Annotated in this window: 19 protein-coding genes, 1 tRNA gene and 1 other RNA gene; 13 read left to right on the top strand and 8 right to left on the bottom strand. The window is 63.2% G+C overall.

The features are described from left to right. Positions 1-108 precede the first annotated feature (108 nt). The 9 genes from leuA to ONR57_RS05125 all read left to right on the top strand — a co-directional run bounded on the left by leuA (position 109) and on the right by ONR57_RS05125 (position 10221). Positions 109-1923 carry a 2-isopropylmalate synthase gene (leuA, locus tag ONR57_RS05165; protein WP_265121938.1) on the top strand — a complete coding sequence of 605 codons (1815 nt, stop codon included), beginning with the start codon at positions 109-111 and terminating at the stop codon, positions 1921-1923. Between the two features lie 401 nt (positions 1924-2324). Beyond that, positions 2325-5201 (top strand): DUF4040 family protein, encoded by a 2877-nt coding sequence (locus tag ONR57_RS05160; protein ID WP_265121936.1) that lies wholly within the window; start codon positions 2325-2327, stop codon positions 5199-5201. Next, complete coding sequence (locus tag ONR57_RS05155) at positions 5198-5665, top strand: sodium:proton antiporter (protein WP_265121935.1); 468 nt, start codon at positions 5198-5200, stop codon at positions 5663-5665. Before ONR57_RS05160 ends, ONR57_RS05155 begins: the two co-directional genes overlap by 4 nt. After that, entirely contained in the window at positions 5662-7158 is a 1497-nt protein-coding gene (locus tag ONR57_RS05150) for a monovalent cation/H+ antiporter subunit D family protein (protein ID WP_265121933.1), read from the top strand. The genes ONR57_RS05155 and ONR57_RS05150 overlap by 4 nt, the downstream gene beginning before the upstream one ends. Then, on the top strand, positions 7155-7550 hold the full coding sequence (locus tag ONR57_RS05145) for a Na+/H+ antiporter subunit E (protein WP_265121931.1): 396 nt from the start codon (positions 7155-7157) through the stop codon (positions 7548-7550). Before ONR57_RS05150 ends, ONR57_RS05145 begins: the two co-directional genes overlap by 4 nt. Further along, complete coding sequence (locus ONR57_RS05140) at positions 7547-7807, top strand: monovalent cation/H+ antiporter complex subunit F (RefSeq protein ID WP_265121930.1); 261 nt, start codon at positions 7547-7549, stop codon at positions 7805-7807. Before ONR57_RS05145 ends, ONR57_RS05140 begins: the two co-directional genes overlap by 4 nt. Further along, positions 7804-8157 (top strand): monovalent cation/H(+) antiporter subunit G, encoded by a 354-nt coding sequence (locus tag ONR57_RS05135; protein ID WP_265121929.1) that lies wholly within the window; start codon positions 7804-7806, stop codon positions 8155-8157. Before ONR57_RS05140 ends, ONR57_RS05135 begins: the two co-directional genes overlap by 4 nt. 77 nt (positions 8158-8234) lie before the next feature. Then, entirely contained in the window at positions 8235-9512 is a 1278-nt protein-coding gene (locus tag ONR57_RS05130) for a MurT ligase domain-containing protein (RefSeq protein ID WP_265121928.1), read from the top strand. Further along, positions 9505-10221: a type 1 glutamine amidotransferase gene (locus tag ONR57_RS05125; protein ID WP_265121927.1), complete on the top strand. Its 717-nt coding sequence runs from the start codon at positions 9505-9507 to the stop codon at positions 10219-10221. The genes ONR57_RS05130 and ONR57_RS05125 overlap by 8 nt, the downstream gene beginning before the upstream one ends. Before the next feature lie 11 nt (positions 10222-10232). Here ONR57_RS05125 and ONR57_RS05120 read toward each other — a convergent pair whose 3' ends face one another. Genes ONR57_RS05120 through ONR57_RS05105 form a run of 4 tightly spaced genes read right to left on the bottom strand, consistent with a single transcriptional unit; the run spans position 10233 to position 12338 of the window. Then, positions 10233-10844 (bottom strand): uridine kinase, encoded by a 612-nt coding sequence (locus tag ONR57_RS05120; protein WP_265121926.1) that lies wholly within the window; start codon positions 10842-10844, stop codon positions 10233-10235. Positions 10845-10861: 17 nt separating this feature from the next. Further along, positions 10862-11503 carry a recombination mediator RecR gene (gene recR, locus ONR57_RS05115; protein ID WP_265121924.1) on the bottom strand — a complete coding sequence of 214 codons (642 nt, stop codon included), beginning with the start codon at positions 11501-11503 and terminating at the stop codon, positions 10862-10864. Positions 11504-11515: 12 nt separating this feature from the next. After that, complete coding sequence (locus ONR57_RS05110) at positions 11516-11857, bottom strand: YbaB/EbfC family nucleoid-associated protein (RefSeq protein ID WP_265121922.1); 342 nt, start codon at positions 11855-11857, stop codon at positions 11516-11518. Positions 11858-11900: 43 nt separating this feature from the next. Then, complete coding sequence (locus tag ONR57_RS05105) at positions 11901-12338, bottom strand: SRPBCC family protein (protein WP_265121921.1); 438 nt, start codon at positions 12336-12338, stop codon at positions 11901-11903. A 124-nt stretch (positions 12339-12462) separates the two neighbouring features. On the opposite strand from ONR57_RS05105, the gene ONR57_RS05100 reads away from it, so the two are divergent. Further along, positions 12463-13950, top strand: coding sequence for an FAD-binding oxidoreductase (locus ONR57_RS05100; protein WP_265121920.1), 1488 nt, complete (start codon positions 12463-12465; stop codon positions 13948-13950). Then, positions 13947-15248, top strand: coding sequence for a class I SAM-dependent methyltransferase (locus ONR57_RS05095; RefSeq protein ID WP_265121919.1), 1302 nt, complete (start codon positions 13947-13949; stop codon positions 15246-15248). Before ONR57_RS05100 ends, ONR57_RS05095 begins: the two co-directional genes overlap by 4 nt. Positions 15249-15260: 12 nt before the next feature. Here ONR57_RS05095 and ONR57_RS05090 read toward each other — a convergent pair whose 3' ends face one another. Then, entirely contained in the window at positions 15261-17417 is a 2157-nt protein-coding gene (locus tag ONR57_RS05090) for a DNA polymerase III subunit gamma and tau (protein WP_265121918.1), read from the bottom strand. 109 nt (positions 17418-17526) lie between these two features. Between ONR57_RS05090 and ONR57_RS05085 the strand changes: the two genes are divergently transcribed. Beyond that, positions 17527-18312 carry a class I SAM-dependent methyltransferase gene (locus ONR57_RS05085; protein WP_265121917.1) on the top strand — a complete coding sequence of 262 codons (786 nt, stop codon included), beginning with the start codon at positions 17527-17529 and terminating at the stop codon, positions 18310-18312. A gap of 3 nt (positions 18313-18315) precedes the next feature. Here ONR57_RS05085 and ONR57_RS05080 read toward each other — a convergent pair whose 3' ends face one another. The 3 genes from ONR57_RS05080 to ffs all read right to left on the bottom strand — a co-directional run bounded on the left by ONR57_RS05080 (position 18316) and on the right by ffs (position 20298). Further along, positions 18316-18774 carry a hypothetical protein gene (locus tag ONR57_RS05080; protein ID WP_265121916.1) on the bottom strand — a complete coding sequence of 153 codons (459 nt, stop codon included), beginning with the start codon at positions 18772-18774 and terminating at the stop codon, positions 18316-18318. A gap of 126 nt (positions 18775-18900) precedes the next feature. Further along, positions 18901-20178, bottom strand: a complete 1278-nt coding sequence (locus ONR57_RS05075) for an aminotransferase class I/II-fold pyridoxal phosphate-dependent enzyme (RefSeq protein ID WP_265121915.1) — start codon at positions 20176-20178, stop codon at positions 18901-18903. Positions 20179-20203: 25 nt separating this feature from the next. After that, positions 20204-20298, bottom strand: an RNA gene (ffs, locus tag ONR57_RS05070) — signal recognition particle sRNA small type. Between the two features lie 128 nt (positions 20299-20426). Between ffs and ONR57_RS05065 the strand changes: the two genes are divergently transcribed. Continuing rightward, positions 20427-20512: transfer RNA gene (locus ONR57_RS05065), tRNA-Ser, on the top strand. The last annotated feature ends 272 nt before the right edge of the window (positions 20513-20784 follow it).

Genomic DNA, 20784 nt, shown 5'->3' with positions numbered 1-20784 from the left:
TGCCGCGACGGGATCTGACTCAGACCGGCATCCCGTCGCGGGACTTTCTGGTGCTGGTCTACTCCCGCGTGGGAGCCAAGTCCTTACTTATCCGAGAGAGATCTTCCGATGACAATTGTTGAGCCTGAGGCTGGTCAGGTTTCCGCCACGTCCGCTCCCTCACGTCCCAAGCCCGCTGGGCAGCCGTCGTGGAATCCGCAGAAGAACAGTTCCATGCCGGTCTACCGGTACCGGCCCTTCGAGGACGAAGTAGAACGGATCTCGCTGCCCGACCGCACGTGGCCGGATACTGTTGCCGAGCGCGCGCCGCTATGGTGTGCAGTCGACTTGCGTGATGGCAACCAGGCACTCATCGACCCTATGAGCCCCGCTCGCAAGCGCCGCATGTTCGACCTGCTCGTCAGCATGGGCTACAAACACATCGAGGTCGGCTTTCCCTCCGCGAGCCAAACTGATTTCGATTTCGTCCGCGAAATCATCGAGGACGGCGCGATTCCGGATGACGTTTACATTCAGGTCCTCACGCAGTGCCGCGAAGAGTTGATCAGACGGACGTTCGACGCCTGTCGCGGGGCCAAGAACGTGATCGTCCACATCTACAATTCGACGTCAATTCTGCAGCGGCGCGTTGTGTTCCGCGCTGACAAGGACGTGATCAAGAAGATTGCCGTCGACGGTGCCCTGGTCTGCAAGGAAGAAGCCGCGAAGTACCCCGATACGAACTGGATGTGGCAATACTCGCCCGAGTCCTATACGGGCACCGAGCTGAGCTACGCGAAAGACGTCTGTGACGCTGTCACTGAGATCTTCGCCCCCACACCCGAGCAGCCCATGATCATCAACCTGCCCGCGACGGTCGAAATGACCACACCAAACGTGTACGCGGACTCCATCGAGTGGATGCACCGCAACCTGGAGCGCCGCGATTCCCTCATCCTCAGCCTGCACCCGCACAACGATCGCGGTACAGCTGTGGCGGCAGCCGAACTCGGCTTCCAGGCTGGTGCCGACCGAATCGAAGGCTGCCTGTTCGGCAACGGCGAGCGCACCGGGAACGTCTGTCTGGTGACGCTGGGCATGAACATGTTCAGCCGCGGCATCGATCCACAGATCGACTTCTCCGATATCGACGACATCCGCCGCACCGTCGAGTACTGCAACCAGCTGCCGGTGCCGGAACGGCACCCCTACGGTGGCGACCTGGTCTACACCGCGTTCTCTGGCAGCCACCAGGACGCAATCAACAAAGGCTTCGACGCCATGCGAGAAGACGCCGAAGCAGCAAGCGCAGAAGTCGACGACATTGTGTGGCAGGTCCCGTACCTGCCCATCGACCCGAAAGATGTGGGCCGAACATACGAGGCCGTGATCCGGGTCAATTCACAGTCGGGCAAGGGCGGCGTCGCGTACATCATGAAAACCGACCATGGCCTGCAGCTGCCGCGACGTCTGCAGATCGAGTTCTCGCGGATTGTCCAGCAGCACACCGACACCGAAGGCGGCGAGATCGGTCCAGAGGCCATGTGGGCGGCCTTCTCCAGGGAATATCTGGAGCCGGTGTCACCACTGGAACGAATCCGGCAGCTGTACGACCAGGCGGAAGTCGATGGTGGCACCGACTCGATCACCGCCACCGTCGTCTATAACGGCGCCGAGCGCGAAATTGCAGGGAAAGGCAACGGGCCGCTCGCCGCGTTCGTCAGCGCGCTGGCGACCCTGGCCCTCGACGTCCGGGTACTTGATTACAGCGAGCACGCCATGTCCGCAGGCGACGATGCGTCCGCTGCGGCATACGTCGAGTGCCTCGTCGGTGACACCCAGGTCTGGGGTGTCGGCATCGCGACGTCGATCACGACCGCTTCGCTCCGGGCCGTCGTGTCCGCCGTCAACCGGGCAATTGCCATTCAGTCCGCGTCAAGGTGACGTGACAACAGTCACTTAAGATCCGTCGCGGTGGTGCGCCACCGCGACGGATCTTATTGTTTACGGGAACTGACTCCCAGGTTTGGGCCGCCACATCGAGGTGCAGGGCTGGTTGGGACGTCACTTGCCCGTCATGAGCGACTGCTATCGTGACTTCGGCGTTCCAGATACTAGCGATGGGAGTTCACACATGACTGCCTGCCCGCTGCCATCTGGCCTACGCACCGCACGCTTCGCTTCTAGCGGCCACCTCTGCTTCTCCGGTTCCAACGGCTACTCCAGCACCTGGGGCCATCACGGCAGTGGCTGCCCCCCACCAGCAACAATCCACTAGCGGGGGCCTCAGCGCGAGGCACCCCGCATCGTCGACTTTGCCGAAAACTCGCTGAAGGGGCTGGTACGTGGTTCTGCCAATTGTCCTGAGCCTCCTTGCGCTGACAGCTGTGGCGGCGCCACTACTCGACCGGTACCTGGGACGTACCACCGGATGGGTATACGCCGCGATTTTCCTGGCGCTCGGAGGATGGATCTTCTACGAGGCTCCGCCGCACCTGCGCGGTGGCGGAGTTATCGAGTACACGCAGCCTTGGATGCCTGCGATCGGGGTGAACTTCCACCTCCGCCTGGACGGCACCGGCCTGCTGTTCGTCGCGCTGGTATTAGGTGTGGGCGCGCTCATCATGGCGTACTCGGCGCGCTACTTCAGCCATGGGCGGCACGCCGGCTTCTACGCGTTGATGTCGCTCTTCGCCGCCGCGATGTTCGGTCTGGTAGTCGCCGATGACGTGGTGTTGCTCTTCGTGTTCTGGGAGTTCACAACAATCGCGTCGTTCTTCCTGATCGGCCGATCCGGCCTGCACGCCAACAAGCCCGCGTTGCGCACACTGCTACTTACCGCGGGCGGCGGTCTCTCACTCCTCAGTGCTGTGGTGACCATGATGGTGTACACCGGCACCTCGCAGTTGAGCGTCATCCTGGCGCACCCGGTATGGCAAGAGAACCCGACCTTTGCGACAGTCGTCGCGCTGCTTATCATTCTCGCGGCCTTCACCAAGTCGGCCCAGTTCCCGTTCCACTACTGGCTTCCCGACGCGATGGCCGCCGCGACACCGGTCAGCGCCTACCTGCATGCCGCGGCGATGGTGAAAGCAGGCATTTACCTGCTCATGCGCTTCTCACCCGTCCTCAGTGACTACACGGTGTGGCACGTCACGCTTATAACTGTCGGCCTCATCACCGCGATCATGGGCGCCATCTTCGCGCTGCAGCGGCACGACCTCAAAGAGCTGCTGGCCTACTCAACAGTGAGCCAGCTCGGCTTCCTCGTCGCCGTCATCGGTATCGGCACCCCCGCCGCGCTCGCCGCAGCGGGCATCCACACGCTCGCGCATGCCCTATTCAAAGCGACCCTGTTCATGCTCGTCGGTGTCATCGACCGCGAGGTCGGCAGCAGGGATATTCGCAAACTGACAGGCTTGCGCCGGGTCATGCCTCTCACCGCGGCTCTCACCGCGCTGTCCGCGCTGTCCATGGCGGGTGTACCGCCCCTGCTCGGCTTCATTTCGAAGGAGAACATGTTTGGGGCGTTCCTGGAAGCGCCCGGCCCTGACTTCGTCGGACCGCTTGTTGGCACCTTCGCGGTTATTGGCGCGATCTTCACCTTCGCCTACTCTTTCCGGATCGTCTACGGCGCCTTCGGTGGTCCGACCGCGCAGACCAAACTGCGCGAACCGTCGCTCGTCTTCCTGCTGCCCGCAGCAGTTTCTTCGCTCGCAGGCCTGGTCCTCGGTTTCTCCGCAGGCTGGCTGGAGCCGTTGATCGACCGGATCGTCCTCGACACCCAGGGACTGCCAGCGAACTTCTACCTCACGCTCTGGCATGGAGTGAACCCCGCGTTCATCATGTCGGTGATCACGATCTCCGTCGGTATTGTGCTGTTTCTCAAGCGGGAGGCCATCGACCGGCTGCTGGACCGCACGCTCTTCCCGATTACCGGTGTAGAGATCTTCGAGAAGCTTTTCAGTGGCACGATCGCGTTCGGCGCGCGAGTCGGTGACCTCACTCGATCAAACTCACCTGCCCGGCACCTTGCTGCGCCGTTCATCCTGCTGGCGCTGCTCGCCGTCGGGGTCTTCGCCAGCAGCCCGCTCGTTCCGCCATTCCCGGCGCCAGTAACCCAGCCAATCGATTGGCTACTGCTGATACTCGTCACCGCCGGGGTGATCGGCATCGTGATCGCCCAGTCACGACTGGCCGCGCTTGCTTTGCTCGGTGTGGTCGGCTTCGTCATAGCGCTGCTGTTCTTCGTCCTCGGAGCCCCCGATGTGGGTCTCACCCAGCTTCTTGTGGAAGTTCTGACAGTGGTCGTCGCGGTCCTCATCCTGCGGCGCTTGCCCCGCGCCTTCCACAAGGTGAGCAAATCCCGCACCTACGTGACCGCCGCGATCGCGGTGGTGGCGGGCGGTATTGCCGCGCTTGCGACCTTCACGCTAACCGGCCGGCGCGAAGCCTCTCCCGCGGCGGAGTATTTCTTGCGTGAAGCAGAGGATCAGACGGGCGGCACTAACGTCGTCAACACAATCCTTGTCGATTTCCGTGCCCTTGACACCCTCGGCGAGCTGACGGTGCTCGGTGTAGCCGGCCTGATCATCATCTCCGTCCTCGAATCGAGCGGGTTGCTCCGCGGCGACCGCGATCCGCGCGCCGCCGAACTGGAGAACACCCCGATCGGGTCAGCGACAGGCAACACCATTCTCGCTCGCACAGTCGGCCGCTGGCTCGCACCCATCCTGATCATTCTGTCGCTCTACCTCCTGTTGCGCGGCCACGACCTGCCTGGAGGCGGATTCATCTCCGCGCTCGTTGGTGGCGCAGGCTTCGCGCTGGCGTACCTCAGTGCTCCTAGCGCAGCACGGGCACCCATCAAGCTGCCCTACGTGGGCCTCATCGCTTCCGGTATCGCGCTGGCGACCCTCGTCGGTGTACTCGGGTTCTTTGACGGTTCGTTCCTGCGTCCGCTGCACTACAACATCCCGCTGCTGGGCGATTCGTATTACCACTTCACGACGGCGCTCATCTTCGACGTCGGCGTGTACCTCGCCGTGGTCGGCGTCATCCTTGCGGCGCTGAATCGTCTGGGTGTGGAGGACACTCCCCCACCCAGGCCTCATGGCCCGCCCGGCGGCGCCGGGCCTGACGATGCCTCAGCCGGCGCGGCTGGCCCGGAAGCAGCGCATCCTGAGGCCGAACGCGCGCTCACGAATGGAGGCCAGCGATGACTCTCGCCTTGTTCGTTGGGGTTCTCGTCGCCGGCGGGGTGTATCTCGTGCTGCAGCGCGGCATGGTGCGTATTACCTTCGGCTTTGTCCTCCTTGGGCACGCTGCCAACCTGGTTCTGCTCTCCGCGGGCGTGGCCGCGCGCCGGGAAGCACCACTCGTCCAGCTCACGGACTTAGCAGATGCCGCGGATGCGCTGCCGCAAGCGTTCGCCCTGACCGCCATCGTGATCGCCTTCTCTATCACGATCTACATGCTGACCCTCGCGGGAAGCGGATCGGGTGACGACGACACCGACGACCCCGCGCTGCCCGTCAAACCGAGCCCTCCCCCGCAAGAGGAGACTGTGGACCGCACAGAAGCACCCGAAGACAAGCGAGAGATTCAGCAAGGCGGCGTGCCTTCGGCCGCGCCCCGCGGTGAAGGTATGCAGACCGGCGACGTGCATGGTGAGGGCAACCCATGAACAGTCCTCAACTCGCCATCGTCGTTATCGTTCCGCTGCTCGCCGCAGCGCTACTGGCTGTCGTGCATGCCCCGCAGGCTCTGCGGCGCACAGTCCTGCTCGGCACCAACGCCTTTGCTCTCGTTTTCGGAATCTGGCTAGCCATTGAGACGTACGGCGGAGTCGTGCTGGCACACAGCATCGCGCTGTGGCCAAGCGGCATCGCGATTCCCTTCGTGGCAGACATGTTTAGCGCACTGATGATCATCGTCACCGCGCTCCTGGCGCTCGTGTGCTCCGGTTTCGGCATCGCCGCAGGCGACGACGACCGGCCGTACTTCGCGCCCCTCGTCCTCGTCCTCGCTGGCGGCGTTTACGGCGCCTTACTCACAGGTGATCTCTTCAACCTGTTCGTTTTCATCGAGGTCATGCTGCTGCCGTCCTACGGGCTGATCGCCATGCTGGGCGGGTTGCGCCGACTGTCAGCTGGCCGCCTCTACGTGACGATGAACTTGCTGACCTCAACGATCTTCCTCGTCGGGGTGGGGCTCGTGTACGGCGTCGCCGGGACCGTCAACGTCGCAGAACTCGCCGGCGCTGGCAGCGAGGACCCCTTGATCGGCGCGGCCGTCGCCGTCGTCTTGATCGCTCTGGGTGTCAAAGCTGCGGTCGTGCCTGTCCACGGCTGGCTTGCGCGAACCTACCCGTACACGTCACCGGCGGTCACCGCGCTCTTTTCCGGGCTGCACACCAAGGTGGCGATCTACGCGATCTACCGGATTTACGCTGTGGTTTTCGAAGGCGACAGCCGATACCTCTGGATCGGCGTCGTCATCATGTCGGCGACCATGCTGATCGGTGTCCTCGGCGCTGTCGGCGAGAACACCACACGCTCGATTCTCGCGTTCCACATGATCAGCCAGATCGGGTACATCCTGCTCGGTGTCGCCTTGTTTGGTCCGATCGGACTCACCGCCGGAATCTTCTACCTCCTGCACCACATGATCGTGAAGGCGTCGCTGTTCCTTTCGACCGGCGCGATTGAGGTGACCTACAAAACGAACGATCTCGATCGTGTTCAGGGCATTGCCCGCACCGAACCGCTCATCGCGGCAGCGTTTCTCGGTGCGGCGCTTTCGCTCGCGGGTCTTCCCCCGTTTTCCGGTTTCGTCGCGAAACTCGTGTTGGTCAAAGCGGCGGTCGACGAGGCACAGATCGCCGCTGCGGTGATCGCGATCGTGGTCAGCCTGCTGACTCTGATGTCGATGCTGAAGATCTGGAAGGGCGTGTTCTGGGGCCGTGCTCCTGAAGACGGTGTGAGTCTCGTGAGCGCCCGGCGGCCAGGCCGGCTCCTCACCCACGTGAAGCCGTCCCTGGCCGTACCCGCAGTGATACTGACGATCGTCACACTGTCGGTCGGTATCGGCGCGCAGGGTCTGCTCTTCCTCTCTGAGCAGGCAGCCGCCGGGCTGCTGGATACTAACGGCTACGTCGAGGCGGTGATCAGTCAATGAACCTGCTGAACTGGCCATTCCGGTGGCTGCGCTTCGTTCTGCAGTACGTGTGGTTATTGATCGAGTCGAACGTCATCGTAGGGTGGGACATTGTCACGCCGGGAACGAAGATGGACGCGGGCATCGTACGGTTGCCGCTGCGGTGCAGTACCGACCTCGAGATCACCCTGTTCGCCAACTTGATCTCCCTCACACCGGGCACACTCACGTTGTCAGTACAAAATGACCCGCCCGTGCTGTACGTCCACGGGATGTATGCCCCTGATCGCGATGAGTTCCGTGCGGAACTCTATGAACACGAGGCAAAACTATTGAAGGCCATGCGCCGCGACGGTGACCCCGGGCCGATTCCGGTTGCGCACCAGACCGGCCCCGAAGGGGGCGCCGCATGAACGTCATACTCGACATCGCACTCGTCGTCGTCGCGCTGACACTGATACCCGCTTCGTGGCGGGTGCTGACCGGCCCGCGAGACGCTGATCGGGGCGTCGCGGCTGACCTCGTCTTCTTCGCGTTTATCGGGGTGACCGCACTGTTTGGTCTGCGGATGACCACCGACATCGTGCTCGATATCGTCCTCGTCGCGACGGTTGTCGGCTTCCTGGCAACGTTGAGCGTCGCGCGACTCGTCACCAGGGGGCAAAGGTGACAGGAATTCTAGAAGTAATCGGCACGATCCTTATCGTGCTCGGCACGCTCGCCTTCGTGTCCGCTGCGATCGGCGTCCTCAAACTGCCGGACCTCTATTCACGAATCAGCGCTATCACCACCGCGTCGGGTTTGGGGGTTGCACTGATCGTGCTGGGGGTCGTGCTCCACGAACCATCGGCGCTCAACGCAGTAAAAGCGGGTCTCGCGATCATTATCAACCTGGCGACCGCGGCTGTGGGAGGTCATGCGCTCGGGCGGGCTGGTTACCTCACGGGCGCGCCGGTGGCGAAACAGACTCGCTTCAACGATCTTGCGGCGTACGACACCCCTGATCCAGGGCAGAAGTGACAATCATCGCACTGATCGTTGTGTGAATTCGGGCGTTCACCGCGCACAAACGCGGCGAGCCGAACTAGCCTCTTTGCATGGCCAAGGGGAACTCAACCGGAGAGGTAGCCCGCGCACCAATCACGGCGCGGGGCAAACTCGCGTTGCGTGCCGCGCGGACCGCGTCCTGGATGTCACGGAAGTCAGGGCGCGGCGCCGGCAACATGATCGGCGGTCTGATCGCGCTGAAGATCGACAAATCGATCATGACTCAGCTCGCGAGCTACCGGGACACAGTGCTCATCACCGGCACCAACGGCAAGTCCACAACCACGCGCATGACTGCCGCAGCGCTCGCAAACCTTGGCGAGGTGGCGACAAACAGCGACGGTGCGAACATGGACGCGGGCATCGTCGCCGCGTTCAATCAGAACCTGCACGCGGCGCTCGGGGCGATTGAAGTAGACGAGCTGCATCTGCCGCACGTCTCTGACTTCACCGATCCGAAAGCCATCATTCTGCTCAACCTCACGCGTGACCAGCTGGACCGCGTCGGCGAAATAAACATGATCGAGCGGCGGCTGCGAGCGGGGCTTGAGCGCCACCCCGACACGACCATCATCGCCAATTGTGACGATGTGCTCGTCACCTCGGCTGCCTACGACTGCCCGAATGTCGTGTGGGTCGCGGCCGGGAACGCCTGGGTGGGCGATTCGGTAAGCTGCCCTCGCACCGGTGAGCCGATTGTGCGCGAAGGAACGGAGTGGCGAAGCACCGGTAGCGACTTCCGCCGGCCCACACCTGACTGGTGGGTCGACGACGAGAACCTCTACGGCCCAGATGGCGTGAAGCTGCCGATGACGCTCGCGCTGCCCGGGCGGGCGAACCGTGGCAACGCGGCGCAGGCTGTCGCAGCCGCGGTCGCGATGGGCGTATCAGCAGAAGCGGCCGTGGCAGCGGTTTCCGCCGTTCGCGAGGTCGCCGGCCGATACAGCACCGTTCAGGTTGGTTCGCACAACGTTCGCATGCTGCTCGCGAAGAACCCGGCCGGCTGGCAGGAAGCACTTTCGATGATCGATTCCACCGTCGACGGCCTCGTGATCGCAGTCAACGGCCAGGTTCCTGACGGTGAGGACCTGTCCTGGCTGTGGGACGTTAGATTCGAGCACTTTGAAGGCATTCACGTTGTAGCGTCCGGCGAACGCGGCACCGACCTCGGAGTGCGTCTCACTTACGCGGGTGTTGAGCACACCCTGGTGAAAGACCCGCTCGCGGCCATCCGCTCGTGTCCGCCCGGCCGGGTAGAAGTGCTCGCCAACTACACCGCATTCCTGGGACTGAATCGGGCGATCGAAAGAGAGGCTTCGCGTGTCTGAATCAACCGTCCGGATCGGACTGGTGCTGCCAGACGTCATGGGAACCTACGGTGATGGCGGTAACGCTCTCATTCTGCGGCAGCGCCTCACAATGCGGGGCATCGACGCCACGATCGTTGACATCACGCTCGATGACGAGGTGCCGGAGTCATTGGACATGTACGCCCTCGGTGGCGCTGAGGACTACGCGCAGCGGCTAGCGACCCGCCACCTCAACCGCTATCCCGGGCTTCAGCGGGCTGCGGAGCGGGGCGCGCCGGTGCTCGCCATTTGCGCCGCAATCCAGGTGCTCGGTCACTGGTATGAAACGTCGTCTGGGGAGCGCGTGGAGGGTGTTTCGCTGCTTGACGCCACCACATCGCCCCGCGATGTCCGCGCGATCGGCGAGGTAATTACCACGCCGCTCGCTGATGGCCTCACAGCGCCGCTCACGGGGTTTGAGAATCACCGCGGGGGAACGACGCTCGGTCCCGCCGCTGCGCCACTCGGCCGCGTCACACATGGTGTCGGGAATGGGGCTGGCGACGGGTACGAGGGTGCGGTGCAAGGGTCCGTCATTGGGACCTACATGCACGGCCCAGTGCTGGCCCGAAACCCTGAATTGGCCGACCTCATCATTCAGCGCGCCCTCGGTGTTGAGGAACTCGAGCCACTGCCGCTCGCCGAAGTGGATCTCCTGCGCAAAGAACGGCTGGCCGTCGCGCGGTAATCACCGAACGCCTATCGGCACACGACCACGTCGCACCGTTCCCGCGTGCCGTCCACGGCGAACCATCCCGCTTCGAAGTCCTGCCATAGCCGCAGCGGCTCGCGGCACTGCTCGCCGTCCCGGCTAGCGACGACGTCAAGCCGCTGTGATGGGCTCCCCCACTCCAGCCAAACCGCAACGCTCACTCGGCCAACCAGCGCCCGGCGTGCGCTCGTTACGCCCTCGATGATGAGGACATCCGGTACCGCGATGTCAACGAAAGGCCCGGGGATTGGGTTGTCGTTTGCCCACCGGATCGCCCGATAACGGCCGTCGCTGCCGTTCGCGAGAGCTGCGAGCACACCGACTTCCAGTTCCGGCCACCAGGAAGCCGGGCGATTCCATGTCGCAAAATCATCACATGCGACAACAGCCACGGTGAGACCGCGACGGTTCAGCTCCGCAGCGAGGGCTCGCGAAAACACCGTCTTGCCTGATCCGGACGGGCCGTCGACAGCTGCGAGCCTGACGCCGCCGAGTCTGGCCGGCCATCTCACCAGCAGGTCGGCTGCGCGCGTGACAGCTGCGCTGTCGACGGCACGGCTAGGCTGCAACTGCCTCGGCACCGATTCTTGGGCAGCCATTTTTCTTGATGCAGTGTTCACAGTGCGCGCCGCCCCGAAAGCGCGCGGCCGAGAGTGAGTTCATCAGCAAATTCCAGGTCACCACCCATCGGCAAGCCGGATGCAAGTCGCGTCACTGACAGGCCGGGGAAGGGCCGCAGCATCCTTACGAGGTACGTTGCGGTCGCCTCGCCTTCGGTGTTGGGGTCTGTGGCGATGATGACTTCGGTGACGTCCGCAGGCTCACCGATCTCTGTGTCCTCGCCTGTGTCACCGGGAGACTGACCGCCGATGCGTGCGAGCAACTCCCGGATTCGCAACTGATCCGGTCCGACACCGGAAAGCGGGTCGAGCGCCCCGCCGAGAACGTGGTACACACCTTTGAACTCGCGGGTGCGCTCGATCGCTTGGACGTCTTTTGGCTCCTCAACGACGCAAATCATGGTGCGGTCACGTCGGGGATCCGCACAGATCCGGCAACGCTTTTGCTCTGCCACAGTGCCGCAGACGACGCAGAACTGCACGCCATCGCGAATGCGCTGCAACGCATCCTGCAGCCGCGCGATGTCAGCGCGGTCAGCGGTCAAGATGTGGAACGCAATGCGCTGCGCGCCTTTAGGACCGATGCCCGGCAATTTGCCGAGCTCATCAATGAGGTCCTGAACAGGTCCTTCGTACACTCGCGCTCTGCCTTAGAAGGGCAGGCCCGGAATGCCCGCGCCACCACCCATGCCTGAGGCGAATGGCCCAAGCGCGTCTGCGGCCAGGCTCTGCGCCTTCTGGTTCGCGTCCTTGATCGCCCCGACAATCAGGTCCTGCAGAGTCTCGACGTCGTCGGGATCGACAACCTTTGGGTCGATCGTGAGGTCAACCAGTTCACCAGTGCCGGTGATCTTCGCGGTGACGAGCCCGCCACCAGCCTGTCCCTCAACTTCAGTAGCGGCAATCTTCTCCTGCGCTTCCATGAGCTGCTGCTGCATGGCTTGCGCCTGCTGAATGATCGCCTGCATGTCGGGCGTACCGCCTGGCTGCATGGGATTCCTTTCGATTTGAGGGCTGCCGCGATCCTACCGGGAGCTACTTTTCCACGTCTGCCTTGAGGTTTTCCAGAACCTCTGCCTGGATCTTCTTGAGGCCGAGTGGGGCGAAGGTTTTTTCGAAGAAGCCGCCGATTCCGCCAGCGCCTTTCCATTGGGTTGTGGTGGTGACTTCACTGCCTGCCCCTGCCGGGGCAATACTCCAGGTGGTGACGAGTGATGAGTTGGCGTCCCTCTCGACGATCGTCGTACCGTCAATGCTCACTGCAGCTTTGATATCGCGCGACCGCTTGGATGTGGCCTGCAGTGTCCACTGCGCGATCGTTCCATCGCCGTTACCGCCTTCGACGACGCGGTAGTCCCGATAATGCGCGGAGAGGATCCGTGGCCGCACATTTTCATAATCGGCAAGCGCTGCGAAAACTGTGTCTACCGGCGCGGCGATTGTGATCGAATTTGTCGCGCTGACCTGTCCCATTGCGGTGGTTTCCTTTCGGCTTCGGCCCATTCCCATTGCGGGTCGTGTCCATATTGCACGCAGCCGGGCAAAAGTTCACCCACGAGCAACACCTCAGTGCACGCAGAACGGTCAAGATCGGGCTATGGTCGATAATGTGTGGAGCCTTCGTTTGCCCTCGCGCTCGAATTCTGGAACGACTCCCAGCGGCACTGCTGATGCCCGTCTGGCGGCGCATAAGGCTGCGGTCACACGGCTGATCGAAAGCTACCAGGCCATCCCCGACGACAGTCCCGTCCGGTTGGCGAAGAAGACATCGAACCTCTTTCGTCCGCGTGAAAAGACTACGGCTCCAGGCCTTGACGTGTCGGGGCTCAACCGAGTCATCAGCATCGACCCTGACGCGCGTACCGCCGACGTCGGCGGCATGTGCACGTACGAGGACCTTGTTGACGCGACGCTCGCCCACCGTTTGACGCCTTTCGTTGTGCCGCAACTGAAAACAATCACTCTCGGCGGTGCTGTCACCGGCCTGGGCATAGAGTCCGCCTCGTTCCGGAACGGCTTGCCGCACGAGTCCGTCCTCGAAATGGACATTCTCACCGGTTCCGGTGAGGTGGTCACGGCGCGGCCGGGCGGGGAACACGACGACTTGTACTGGGGCTTCCCTAATTCCTATGGCACCCTCGGGTACGCAACACGTTTGCGGATCAAACTTGAGCCAGTCGAACCGTTCGTCGAATTGCGGCACCTTCGCTTCACGAGCCTCGATGATCTTCAAACCACAATGGACATGGTGTGCCGCGAACATGCGTATGCGGATGAACCGGTGCACTACCTCGATGGTGTCATGTTTACAGCCACGGAGAGCTATCTGACACTGGGAAGGCAAACCAGCGAGCCCGGTCCTGTGAGCGACTACACTGGCAACGAGATCTACTACCGGTCGATCCAGCATGGTGGTGCCGATACCCCGCTCGTGGACCGGCTGACAATTCGCGACTATCTCTGGCGTTGGGACACCGACTGGTTCTGGTGCTCACGCGCCTTCGGGGCGCAGCACCCAGTAGTCCGGCGCTTGTGGCCGAAGCAGCTGCGGCGCAGCAGCTTCTATTGGAAACTAATCGCCCTCGATAGGCGGATCGGTCTCGCCGACTACCTTGAGCGCCGACAAGGCAACCTTCCGAGAGAGCGGGTCGTCCAGGACATCGAGGTTCCCATTGAGAACACCGCGGAGTTCCTGCGATGGTTTCTCGCGAACGTGCCGATTGAGCCGGTATGGCTGTGTCCGCTGCGTCTTGGCCGCACCCGCGGGGCATCCGCGGATGGGACTTCGCGGACGGCCCGGCCGTGGCCGCTCTACCCGCTGGAGCCGCAGCGGACGTACGTGAATGCAGGGTTCTGGTCCGCGGTACCGGTCCAGCCAGGCCAGGAAGACGGGTATACCAACCGGCAGATCGAGCGGGAAGTGCATCACCTCGACGGCCACAAGTCGCTGTACTCCGAGTCTTTCTATGACCGCGACGAGTTTGACGCGCTGTACGGCGGTGATACCTATACCAGCCTCAAAGAACGCTACGACCCCAAGGGCCGGCTACTTGATCTCTACGCGAAGGCGGTGCAGCAACGATGATGGCAGTTTTCACGGCGCCTCAGATTGAGAAGATGACAATCGCCGAGATTGTCAGTGCTGTTCTCGGTCGGGACATTCCGATTCGATTCACGGCGTACGACGGCAGCTCCTTTGGACCCGTGAATGCGCCGTATGGCCTGCATCTGAAAACGCCGCGCGGTCTCACCTACCTGGCAACGGCCCCGGGTGACCTCGGGCTCGCCCGCGCGTACGTGTCCGGTGATCTCGACGTCAGCGGTGTGCATCCGGGTGACCCCTACGAGATCATGAAGATCTTGGCGTACGACGTCCGGGTGCGGCGTCCTTCGGCGGCGACGATCGCGTCGATCATGCGGTCCCTGGGCTGGGAGAGGTTGCGCCCGGTGGCTCCGCCACCGCAGGAAAACATGCCGCGCTGGCGCCGCATGGCGATCGGCTTCCTGCACTCCAAGAATCGTGATGCTGCGGCGATCCAGCACCACTACGACGTGTCGAATGAGTTCTACGAGTACATACTCGGCCCGTCGATGACGTACACGTGCGCAGCCTATCCCCATGCTGACGCGACTCTCGAGGAAGCCCAAGAAAACAAATACCGGCTAGTGTTCGAAAAACTCGGACTGAAAGCTGGGGATCGGCTGCTCGATGTGGGGTGCGGGTGGGGCGGCATGGTTCGCTTTGCGGCGAAGCGCGGTGTCCACGTGATCGGTGCGACGCTGTCGCAGAAACAAGCCGAGTGGGCGCAGAAAATGATCGCGGATGACGGGCTGGGCGAGTTCGCTGAGGTCCGTTTCAGCGATTACCGCGATATCTCCGAGTCAGGGTTTGACGCGATTTCCTCGATTGGCCTAACCGAACACATCGGCCTGGACAACTACCCGTCCTACTTCTCGTTCCTGCGCGGGAAGCTGCGTCCGGGCGGACGCTTGCTCAACCACTGCATCACGCGGCCGAACAATCTGCAGAGCAAACGTGCCGGCGACTTCATTGATCGCTACGTTTTCCCCGATGGCGAGCTCGCCGGGCCAGGTTTCATCGTCTCGGCGATCCATGACGCTGGATTCGAGGTGCGTCATGAGGAAAACCTCCGCGAACACTACGCGATGACGCTGCGCGATTGGAACGCGAACCTTGCACGGCATTGGGATGAGTGCGTTGCAGCGTCTGACGTGGGCACGGCCCGCGTCTGGGGGCTCTACATTTCAGGCTCACGGGTAGCGTTCGAGAAGAACTCGATCCAGCTGCACCAGGTTCTGGCAGTCAAGACAACCCGTGACGGTGATGCTCAGGTACCGCTCGGCCAGTGGTGGCAGCGCTGACCCGGCCACCGGTCACTCAAGGCGCCGCGCGCCGAGTTCCGCGCTGAGCAATTCGATCGCGATCTCCTCCGGGTCGCGGCGCGCGGCAGCGGAGTCATTGGTGCCGTCCGCTTCAGCGCGTCGTGCTTCTTCAAGCAGCGCATCCTCATCTTCTGGAGCCGGAGCTGCGGGCGTTCCGCCGGATGACGATGGGCCAGGATCGTCCGGATATCCCGGGTCTTCTGGCGGCGGTACGTCGTCCGTTGCCCCGCCGTGTTCGCGTGGGGCCCGGGGGCCCGAGCGCGCCTGTTGGGGCGCCGGCTGCTGCGCCGCGGACTTGCGCACGAACTGAGGGCGCTTCGCAGGCTGAGCGCGCTGGGGCGACTGCTGCCGCTCCTGGGTGGCAGCCTGGCTGCGCGCCGCGCGCGGCGGCTCGCCGCCCCACACGACATTACAGTCGGTTTTGAGGGCATCGCGGAACGCCGCAAGCACGATATCCGCGCTGCGCGGTTCCTTCAGCCGGGCGACGAGCGCCGGGGTCTCGTGACTGAGGACGACCGTGTCACCGCGAACGTCGGCGACTTTCGCGCCGGACAACATCACGCCCGCGATCTTGCTTTGCTCCCGAACCTTCGCGCAGATGATCGTCCATGCCGCTTCCACCACAGAGACAGTGAGACTCGTTGCGCCATCGCTAGCAGCACTCGATGGAGGCGAAGCAGCAAGCGTTGTGGCTGGAGGGTCTCCCGCAGCAACCGCAGCCTCTTGCGGCACGCCAGATCCTTGCGATAACACGGGACTGTGATCGGCCCGTGGCGGCGGGGGTGCGGCAGCAGCCTGTTCAGGGGCGTCGACCGCGGGTTGGGTTGGCGCGGTCTGGGTTGGCCTCGGTGGTGCGGTGGGCTGGGTTGGCGCGGCTGACGCGGACCTACTCGCAACCTCCGCCCCAGCCCCCTCTGTGCGGCGTTGCGACGGCCGTTCGAAAACTGGCCCAGCCGATGATGCTGCCGACGGGGCCGCCATCGTTGTGACTGCGGCTGAAGTTCCCTGCTCTAACCGCTCTAAGCGCTGCAGCAACGCCAACTCAGAGTCGGAAACCGCGGGCAGTAGCATGCGGGCGCAGAGAACTTCCAGAAGAAGACGCGGCGCGGTCGCGCCCCGCATCTCCGATAATCCGGCATGCAGAAGTTCCGCATAGCGGGCAAGGGTCGCCGGGCCAATACGCTCCGCGTCTGCAAGCATGCGTCCACGCGCGTCAGTCGGGGCGTCCACCAGGCCGCTCGTCAGCGCGTCCGGGACGGCTTGCACAAGGATCAGGTCGCGGAACCGCTCCAGCAGGTCCGCAGTGAAGCGGCGTGGATCAAACCCAGCATCCATCACTGCATTCACTGTCGCGAATAGCGCGGCACCGTCGGAGTTCGCGAGGGCGTCAACCGCAGAATCGATCAGTACGACGTCGGTGAGCCCCAGCAGTGCGACGGCACGTTCATACGTCACGCCTTCGTCGCCCGCACCGGCGAGCAATTGGTCAAGCACCGAGAGCGTGTCACGAGGTGAGCCGCCGCCCGCACGGATCACCAGCGGATACACCGCGTCCGCAACCTGCACGTTTTCGCTCGCACAGATGCGTTCGACCAGTCCGCGCATCACCGGCGGCGGCAGCAGCCGGAAAGGATAATGGTGGGTGCGCGATTTGATTGTGGGCAGCACCTTCTCGGGCTCAGTGGTCGCGAAGATAAAAATCAGATGCTCCGGGGGCTCCTCAACTATCTTCAGAAGCGCGTTGAAGCCCGCGTTCGTCACCATATGCGCCTCGTCCACGATGAACACTCGATACCGCGACTCCGCAGGCGCATAGAACGCCCGGTCCCGCAGTTCCCGCGTATCGTCAACACCGCCATGGCTGGCAGCGTCGAGCTCGATGACGTCTAGATTTCCAGGGCCCCCGGGCCCGAGCGCGACGCAGGACCGGCATGTTCCACAAGGCGTGGCCGTTGGCCCCTGCTCGCAGTTGAGGGACCGTGCAAGAATGCGCGCTGACGACGTCTTACCGCAGCCCCGGGGCCCCGAAAACAAGTACGCGTGGTTGATCCGGCTCGCATTCAGCGCTGCACTGAGCGGCTCGGTTACATGCTCCTGACCGACAACCTCAGCGAACGTAGCCGGTCGATACTTGCGGTAAAGCGCCACGCGGTCAGCGTACCGGTCGGGTCCGACGAATGAACGCTCGCGCTCACAGGAATGGGACGGCAGAATGGCGACAAGGCTCAGCGGGGAGTATCAAACGTCAGGAGGCAGAGTGGCCAGCGACGGATTCCGAATTAACAATGCTCTCGACCGGGTAACACCACGTCTCGACGAGGGCCGCGTCGCCGGATCAGCGCGGCTCGTGGACGGATACGTCGACGTTCTGCCTGACGAGCCGCAGCGGGAGTCGAAGTCGCTGGCCCAGCACACGATGGAGTTTCCGCTGCTGGCGACGATCTACGAACGGATCTGGCGCCCAGCCGGTGTGATTGCGTTCATGGGTTTCGACGTGGCGCATTTCCGCGCTGAACGCGACAAGACCGTCGACGCGCTGCGTCTGCACGGTGAGTGCGCGGTCCTTGACGTCGCGTGTGGTCCAGGCAACTTCACTGCCGCGTTCGCTGACGCACTCGAGCCGGGCGGGCTCGCGATCGGCCTGGATATTTCCCGGCCGATGCTGCGGAAAGCCGCTCAGACGAACAACCGGCCGAACGCGGTTTATCTGCGCGGCGACGCCGCAAACCTCCCGTTTCCCGACGGCTCGTTAGACGCGGTGACGTGTTACGCGGCGTTGTATCTCATCCCGGAGCCGTTCCGCGTGGTGGATGAGATGATTCGCGTCCTCAAACCCGGCGGGCGTATCTCCGTGATGGCTACCCGCGCATCCGAGCACCGGCCAGTCAGGCGCGCTCAGCGGCGGGTGCTCGCGCTCACTGGGCTGCGAATGTTCGATGTCAGCGCATTCACGGAGTATTTCCGCTCGGCTGGGCTGGTCGAGGTGGACCAAGACCTGCGCGGCGTAGTGCAGTATGTGCACGCGACGAAGCCCGGTGAGTAGGCCCTAGCTGCTGCCGAAGAGCAACTCGAGGCTCCCGAAGAAGTCAAACCCCGGCGGAGATGGCTCTTCTTCCGCGGGCAGCGTGACTACCTTCTCGGCCAGGGTGACTCGATCGTCCACTCCGTCGTCACAGCGGACCCGGACTGTGTACTCGCCATCAGGCAGGTTCGATATCGTCAGCGTAGTGTTGAGGACCCCGTCCGCCTCATTGTCTGGGTCATTGTCTTGTCCATCTCTTGCCGTGATACGCACGACCAAGAGTGACCCTTCGAAGGTGCCCGCAGCTTCGAGTTCACAGGTGAAGCCGGCGTTGTCGCTCGTTGCTGCGATCACCGCGCTCACATTATTGGCGGTTGCGTCGATTGTTGCGGTTCCGGCGACGCTCGCCGCACTTATCCCTGCGCTTGCTGCCAAGGCGAGCGCGCTTGTCCCCGCGATTACCCCAATGCGCCGGAGTTTCATGGCCACCGTCTCCTACTTGAACGCAACGAGTCGACGCCCGCTGATCGCCGGGTCACCGCAACACTAGCCGCACTCGTAGCCGGACGGGACAGAACGGCACAATTCCGGTCGCCTGCCTCCGGCAGCTCAGAGGCTGTTCAGCTGCTTCTCTGCCGCCGCGTACAACACGCAGGTCGCAACTCCATCCATCGCGGTCCGCAGATCGTCCATCGACGGGAAGCTCGGCGCGAGCCGGATGTTGCGATCGTTGGGGTCCTTCGCGTACGGAAATGCCGATCCCGCAGCGGTCAGCGCAATACCCGCTTCTCTGGCGAGCTGAATAGTGCGCTTCGCGGTGCCGTCCATGACGTCGAGGCTGATGAAGTAACCGCCCTCTGGTTCAGACCAGGTCGCGACCTTCGCCTCACTTAGCCGGTCATCGAGAATGTCGAGCACCGCCTGGAACTTCGGGGCGAGAATCTCCCGGTGTTTCGCCATGTGCGCACGGACGCCTGCAGCATCTTTGAAGAACCGCAGGTGCCGCAGGTGGTTGATCTTGTCTGGCCCGATTGACGCCTTTCCGAGATTGCCCTTGTACCAGGCCAGGTTTTCGTCGGAGCCGCCGAAGAACGCGACGCCTGCTCCAGCGAATGTGATCTTCGATGTAGAAGCGAAAAGAAACGGCCGGTTGGGATTTCCCGCTTCAGCTGCCATGCCCAAAATGTCGTGGACGGGCGCGTCGGCGGGAGTAATCGGATGCACAACGTACGCGTTGTCCCAATACACCCGGAAGTCGGGCGCGCCAGTCGGCATCGTCGCGAGGGCTCGCGTTACTTCTTCCGAGAATGTGACACCCGTCGGGTTCGAATAGGTGGGAACCGCCCAAATGCCTTTGACCTGAGGGTCATTGACAAGTTCGGTCACGACCTTCATGTCTGGGCCGTCCGGCAGCATGGGCACCGGGATCATCTCGATCCCGTAGTGCTCACAGATGGCAAAATGCCGGTCATACCCGGGGCTGGGGCACAGGAATTTGACGACTGGCTCCGCGGACCACGGCCGTGGCGAATCTGCATTGCCCCGCAACAGCTGGTAGACCAGCGTGTTGTGCATGATCTCGAGGCTGGAGTTGTTGCCCGCCAGCACGTTTCCGACCGGGATTCCCAATATGTCGGCGAAGATCGCGCGGAGCTCCGGCAAGCCGTCGAGACCGCCGTAGTTGCGGCAGTCGGTGCCGCTCGCGTCACGGAAATCCGGGCCCGGCATCGTGAGTAGTGCATTCGCGAGGTCAAGTTGCTCCGGCGAGGGCTTTCCGCGCGTCAGATCGAGAGTGAGATTCTTTGCCTTGAGTGCTGAGTAAAGATCTTCCAGCCGGTTCGCCTCGGTCTGCAATTCATCACGGCCAAGAGTCTCGATCGACGCCATATATAGCCCCGCCTCTCACGAAGAAGTTGGGGGACCCCGCGCACCCGTCAGAGCCCGTTGACCCTTGCTGCCTTCCGGCCCTGGGGGGGTTCACAGGATGCACGCCACGCGGGATCCGTGAGACAGTGTAGCCGTTCCTGCGCGGGTCCGCAGAACCGCCCCGCCGGGAGGGCGCCCGCAGCGCTCGCCGCACCCGAACGGAGCCCGAGTTTGCGTTTCTCCCCCGGTAACCCGGTATCATCCCCCGTGGAGGATTCGCCTAGCGGCCTATGGCGCTCGCCTGGAACGCGAGTTGGGTTAACAGCCCTCAGGGGTTCAAATCCCCTATCCTCCGCGCGTGTGATCTCGCACGAGATTACGGAAAAACCGAACCCTTGAGGGGTTCGGTTTTTCCGTTTCTGGGGCATTCCTCATGCTGGCAGGCCTGCGGTTTAGCCGCCTCGCGCAGGTGGGCCGCAATCCGGAAGGATCCGGGTGCCGACAGCGCCCCAATCCTTCACGATCGACCCCCCGGGCGTCACACCCGCCGGTGGCCTTTCCAGAGGCCCGCTCGCCGGGAATGTGCCCCGGCCACGGCACGGGCACATTCCCAACAACGGGGCAGAT

The organism is Hoyosella sp. YIM 151337, from assembly GCF_026041215.1.
GTDB lineage: Bacteria > Actinomycetota > Actinomycetes > Mycobacteriales > Mycobacteriaceae > Hoyosella.
This window is presented reverse-complemented; position numbering and strand designations above follow the sequence as displayed.

Coding starts and splice junctions, on each gene's coding strand:
- ONR57_RS05155 (WP_265121935.1), top strand. CDS start 5,198: ATGACTCTCGCCTTGTTCGTTGGGGTTCTCGTCGCCGGCGGGGTGTAT.
- ONR57_RS05080 (WP_265121916.1), bottom strand. CDS start 18,774: ATGAAACTCCGGCGCATTGGGGTAATCGCGGGGACAAGCGCGCTCGCC.
- ONR57_RS05150 (WP_265121933.1), top strand. CDS start 5,662: ATGAACAGTCCTCAACTCGCCATCGTCGTTATCGTTCCGCTGCTCGCC.
- ONR57_RS05110 (WP_265121922.1), bottom strand. CDS start 11,857: ATGCAGCCAGGCGGTACGCCCGACATGCAGGCGATCATTCAGCAGGCG.
- ONR57_RS05130 (WP_265121928.1), top strand. CDS start 8,235: ATGGCCAAGGGGAACTCAACCGGAGAGGTAGCCCGCGCACCAATCACG.
- leuA (WP_265121938.1), top strand. CDS start 109: ATGACAATTGTTGAGCCTGAGGCTGGTCAGGTTTCCGCCACGTCCGCT.
- ONR57_RS05100 (WP_265121920.1), top strand. CDS start 12,463: ATGGTCGATAATGTGTGGAGCCTTCGTTTGCCCTCGCGCTCGAATTCT.
- ONR57_RS05105 (WP_265121921.1), bottom strand. CDS start 12,338: ATGGGACAGGTCAGCGCGACAAATTCGATCACAATCGCCGCGCCGGTA.
- ONR57_RS05075 (WP_265121915.1), bottom strand. CDS start 20,178: ATGGCGTCGATCGAGACTCTTGGCCGTGATGAATTGCAGACCGAGGCG.
- ONR57_RS05145 (WP_265121931.1), top strand. CDS start 7,155: ATGAACCTGCTGAACTGGCCATTCCGGTGGCTGCGCTTCGTTCTGCAG.
- ONR57_RS05120 (WP_265121926.1), bottom strand. CDS start 10,844: ATGGCTGCCCAAGAATCGGTGCCGAGGCAGTTGCAGCCTAGCCGTGCC.
- ONR57_RS05095 (WP_265121919.1), top strand. CDS start 13,947: ATGATGGCAGTTTTCACGGCGCCTCAGATTGAGAAGATGACAATCGCC.
- ONR57_RS05140 (WP_265121930.1), top strand. CDS start 7,547: ATGAACGTCATACTCGACATCGCACTCGTCGTCGTCGCGCTGACACTG.